We start from the raw sequence: 3,900 nt of genomic DNA, 5'->3' as shown, positions 1-3,900 counted from the left end.
ATGGCGCGCTCCTACAGGGAGCCGTTTAGTTCTCGGTGCGCTCGCCCTGGCGGTTCTTGTAGCTGCCGCGGATGTTCATGGCCGCCAGGCACAGCTGCAGCAGCACAAGGGCGTAAGCGTGGGCCGGCAGGCCCCAGGCGATCCATAGCGCGTTGCTGGCGAGGAATACCCAGAAGCCCACCTTGCGCCGCTTGCGGTCGCGGGAGCCGACCAGCCAGGCGGCGAGGACGGTGACCAGCATGGCGGGCCATTGCAGCAGGTCGATCAGTTCGTTCATGCCAAGTCGGATTCAGGCCGGTGTCCTGACGTCAGACCAGCCCCGGTGCAGCAAAGTGCGGACGAACTGGGTAGCCATCGAGCAGCGCATTGGTCTTTTCCGGGTCGAGCTCGCCATTGAACGGCACGCCCAGGGCCTGGCGATGGATGCCGGTGGCGGCTAGCCAGAGCGTGTCGATACGCGCGGCCAGCGCGCCGGGGACGTCGGTCACCAGCGAGTCGCCGACGAACAGGATGTGCTTCGCGCCGCGCGCCTCCAGCTGTCGCTGGGCAATGCGGAAGGCTGACGGATCGGGTTTGCCGTACCAATGGACGCTGCCGCCTTCCTCGGCGAAGGCTTCGGCCAGGCGACCGGCGCCGAATACCGTCTTGCCGCCGGAAACCACCACACGGTCCGGGTTGGCGCAGAGGAAGGGCTTGTCGGTGGCGCCGCGCAACGGGGCGAAGCGCTCTTCCAGCTCATCCTGCGGGAAGCTGCCGACGCCGAGGATCATCGACGCCGCGTGGATGTCGTCGCAGAAGCGCTCGCGGATCTCCGCCGGCCAGGTGGTCAACGCATCGCCTACGCCGACGGTGTAGATGCCGCCGCGCTGGAAGTCCCGTTCATGGGTAAAGGCGTCGATGGCCAGCTGGCCAGAGGTGGTGATGCCGGCGAACAGCTCGCGGGAGACGCCCAGCCGCACCAGGGTGTCAGACATTTCCGGGACGCTGCGCGAGGCGTTGCTGAGGAACCACACCGGCTTGCCTTCGGCGGCGCGGCGGGCGAGCCAGTCGAGGGCGCCGGGGAAGACGTCGACGCCGTCGATCAGCACGCCCCAGAGGTCGAGCAGGTAGCCGTCGTAGTCGGCGCAGAAGGTATCCAGGCCGGCGTGGTCGATGTAGCGGGTGTGGGTAACGGCGCTGAAGCGGGAAGCGGTCATGGCTTGCCTGTGAAACGGTGGGAATGCGCCCACGTTAGCGCACTCTCGCCATGATGGTGTGACAGATACGCCGATCAGTGCGCCGGGTGCGGCGGGCGTTCCTCGCCGAAGGTGTCCGCCAGCCAGCCCTTGAGCTGGCAGCCGGCGAAGGCCGAGGTGCTGCATTCGCCACTGGCCAGGGCCTGCTGCAACTGGCCGATGTCGGCCTTCTGGACATAGGCGATGGCGTCGGTCATGTCGTCTTCGGTGCCGAAGCCGCCCTGGGTCATTTCCTTGAGCGCGTCTTCCTTGCTCCAGCCCTGGATCACCGTGCGGTACATGGCGGCGAACAGGCCCGTGCGGTCACGCCCGTGCTTGCAGTGCATCAGCACCGGGCCGTTCTGTTCGGCCTGTTGCAGGATACGCAGGACTTTCAGCACGTCGGCGTCATCGACGCGGTCGGCGTGGGTCGGGAAGCTCACGGCCTCGATGTCGTGCTGGCCGATCCATTCGCGGTCGTCGTCCTTGATGAAGCTGACCACGGTCTTCACCTGCAGGCGCTGCAACTCGGGCAGGTCGGCGCTGCCGGGCAGGGCGCTGCGGTAGAGGGTCGGTGACATCTGGTAGAGGTTGAACGACTTGTCCACCGGCCTGGCCCAGTCGGCCGGCATCTCGCCAGCGGCCAGGGCGAGAGGGCTGATGCTCTGCAGTGCAGTGCTCAGCAGGGCAGCGGCGATGGCGCCACGGAGAATCGAAGGCAGGGACATGGGGACTCCTCTAAGGTCCGCGTCACCTTAGGGGGAGGCCGGTTGTGCCCGGATGAAATGCAGGTGAAGAAAGCGTGAAGTCTGCTCAGCGCCTGTCGGCCGGCATGAAGCGCACCAGCACGCCGGGGCGGAAGAACCACCAGACGCACAGCGGATAGCACAGGTAGTTCAGCGCGTAGATCAGCAGCGCCGCCGGGCTCGGGGTGTTCTTCCACGCCGCCATGCCGACCAGGATCGCGTAGAGGATGGCCAGGCCGCCGCCGTACAGCGCCGTCAGCCGCCAGCGCTCGCCGGTTTCCGCCAGGCGCTTGTGCCGGCGGGCGAACCAGAAGGCCATGGCCGCGGCGATCAGCGCCGCCACCAGCAAGGTCGCCGGCACACCTCCCACCCGCAGCAGCCCGCGCGCCACCACGTTGAGGAAAAAGGCGGCGAGGAGGCCGGCGAGGGCGAGGTAGCGGACCCGGTAAGTCATCAGAGTTGCCCGTCGAGGCCGAAGCGCTTCTTCAGCACCTTGTCCAGCAGGCCGGTGGGCAGCCAGCGCGAGAGCAGCGGCAGGGCCCGGCTGCCGTTGCCGATGCGCAGCAGGCGCGGGCGTGGGGACTTCTGCGCGGCGGCCAGCAGCTCGCGGGCGAAGTCGCTGGCGGGCGTGGGTTTGTCCTGGGAGGCGGCGGCGCGCGCCTGGATGAATTGGCGCAGCGGCCACCAGGCGGAGTCCTCGCTGACCACCGCGGCCATCTCGCGGCTGGCGTTGGCGCCGAAATTGGAGGCAATGGCGCCGGGCTGCACTTCCATCACGTCGATACCGAAGGGTGCGAGCTCCAGGCGCAGTGCGTCGTTCAGGGCATGCACGGCGGCTTTCGATGCGCAGTACGCGCCGGCGAAGGGCGTAACCAGCACGCCGGACACGCTGCCGATGTTCACCACCAGCCCCCGCCGGGCGCGCAGGGCGGGGAACAGCGCGCGGGTGACGCCAACCACGGCGAACACGTTGGTCTCGAACTGCCGGCGGATCGCCTGGCTGCCGCCGTCCAGCAACGGGCCCATGGCGCCGTAGCCGGCGTTGTTGATCAACACGTCCAGGCCGCCGGCCTCGCGCTGCAGCAGTTCGGCGAGGCGTTCGACGGCAGGCTCGTCGTTGACGTCCAGCAGCACGCCACGAAAGCCCGCCTGGCCGAGGGCGGCGACGTCTTCATCGCGGCGGGCGGTGGCCCAGACCTGGTACCCGGCGGTCTGGAAGGCATCGGCAAGGGCGCGGCCGATACCGCTGGAGCAACCGGTGATGAGGGCGACGGGCTGGGGCATGGTCTGGCAGTCCTTGGGCTGTGGGCGGGACTACCGTACCGGATTGTGCGGGGCAGGTGAATCAGTTGCCGAAGCGGCCGGCCACCCGCTCGGCGCGGAACTCCAGGGTGCTGGCGCGGTAGCCGGGGCGCAGCGGCGGCAGCGGCAGGCAGTCGCTCCAGCTGTCGCCGGCGAGCAGGGCGCCGGGGCCACGGTAGCGCGGGGCTTCGTAGAGGTTTTCGGCGAGGTCGGTGGTGTCGCCGGGGCGGTAGGCGGCGACTTTCCAGCGCAGTTCCAGCAGCGGGCGGGAGGCGCCGTTCTTCAGGCTGACGGCCAGGGGGCGGTCGGCAGGGCACTGCTCGGGCTGGTAGGCGATGCGCAGTTCCAGGTGCTGCAGTTGGCGGGCGTCGCTGTTGTCCTGCCAGATGGCGATGGCGATCACCGAGGCCAGCCCGACCAGCCCGGCGCCGGAGATCGGCAGGGCGCGGGAGGGGTAGCGGATCAGCAGGATGATCCAGGTGACGATCAGCAGGATGCCGTACAGCATGGAGCGCTCCGTGGGGGATGTGTGGATACCTTAGCAGGAGCTTGGCGGCGGTGGTTGATCCTGCTCCATGCAGGAGCGAGCTCGCGATTCTGTTCAACACCGACACTTACCGGTAGGAGCGGGCCATGCC

The 3,900-nt window shown here is 68.6% G+C and carries 6 protein-coding genes; all 6 read right to left on the bottom strand.

Annotated features, from left to right (window positions below; translation table 11 throughout):
* Positions 1–25: 25 nt before the first annotated feature.
* Positions 26–277 carry a hypothetical protein gene (locus UB43_RS11550; protein WP_045210766.1) on the bottom strand — a complete coding sequence of 84 codons (252 nt, stop codon included), beginning with the start codon at positions 275–277 and terminating at the stop codon, positions 26–28.
* Between the two features lie 31 nt (positions 278–308).
* Positions 309–1,196 (bottom strand): TIGR01459 family HAD-type hydrolase, encoded by an 888-nt coding sequence (locus UB43_RS11545; RefSeq protein WP_045210764.1) that lies wholly within the window; start codon positions 1,194–1,196, stop codon positions 309–311.
* 74 nt (positions 1,197–1,270) lie between these two features.
* Positions 1,271–1,942, bottom strand: coding sequence for a dual specificity protein phosphatase family protein (locus tag UB43_RS11540; protein WP_045210762.1), 672 nt, complete (start codon positions 1,940–1,942; stop codon positions 1,271–1,273).
* A gap of 85 nt (positions 1,943–2,027) precedes the next feature.
* Entirely contained in the window at positions 2,028–2,414 is a 387-nt protein-coding gene (locus UB43_RS11535) for a hypothetical protein (protein WP_045210760.1), read from the bottom strand.
* Complete coding sequence (locus tag UB43_RS11530; protein ID WP_045210757.1) at positions 2,414–3,244, bottom strand: SDR family oxidoreductase; 831 nt, start codon at positions 3,242–3,244, stop codon at positions 2,414–2,416. The genes UB43_RS11535 and UB43_RS11530 overlap by 1 nt, the downstream gene beginning before the upstream one ends.
* Before the next feature lie 61 nt (positions 3,245–3,305).
* Positions 3,306–3,770 carry a hypothetical protein gene (locus tag UB43_RS11525; protein ID WP_045210755.1) on the bottom strand — a complete coding sequence of 155 codons (465 nt, stop codon included), beginning with the start codon at positions 3,768–3,770 and terminating at the stop codon, positions 3,306–3,308.
* Positions 3,771–3,900 lie beyond the last annotated feature (130 nt).

It is taken from the genome of Pseudomonas sp. 21 (assembly GCF_000955805.1).
Lineage (GTDB): Bacteria > Pseudomonadota > Gammaproteobacteria > Pseudomonadales > Pseudomonadaceae > Pseudomonas.
The sequence above is the reverse complement of the archived record's forward strand: the minus strand, read 5'-3'. Positions and strand labels throughout refer to the sequence as shown.

What these genes read in the sequence shown, in the direction of transcription:
- UB43_RS11550 (WP_045210766.1), bottom strand. Translation starts at nt 277, where the DNA reads ATGAACGAACTGATCGACCTGCTGCAATGGCCCGCCATGCTGGTCACC.
- UB43_RS11545 (WP_045210764.1), bottom strand. Translation starts at nt 1,196, where the DNA reads ATGACCGCTTCCCGCTTCAGCGCCGTTACCCACACCCGCTACATCGAC.
- UB43_RS11540 (WP_045210762.1), bottom strand. Translation starts at nt 1,942, where the DNA reads ATGTCCCTGCCTTCGATTCTCCGTGGCGCCATCGCCGCTGCCCTGCTG.
- UB43_RS11535 (WP_045210760.1), bottom strand. Translation starts at nt 2,414, where the DNA reads ATGACTTACCGGGTCCGCTACCTCGCCCTCGCCGGCCTCCTCGCCGCC.
- UB43_RS11530 (WP_045210757.1), bottom strand. Translation starts at nt 3,244, where the DNA reads ATGCCCCAGCCCGTCGCCCTCATCACCGGTTGCTCCAGCGGTATCGGC.
- UB43_RS11525 (WP_045210755.1), bottom strand. Translation starts at nt 3,770, where the DNA reads ATGCTGTACGGCATCCTGCTGATCGTCACCTGGATCATCCTGCTGATC.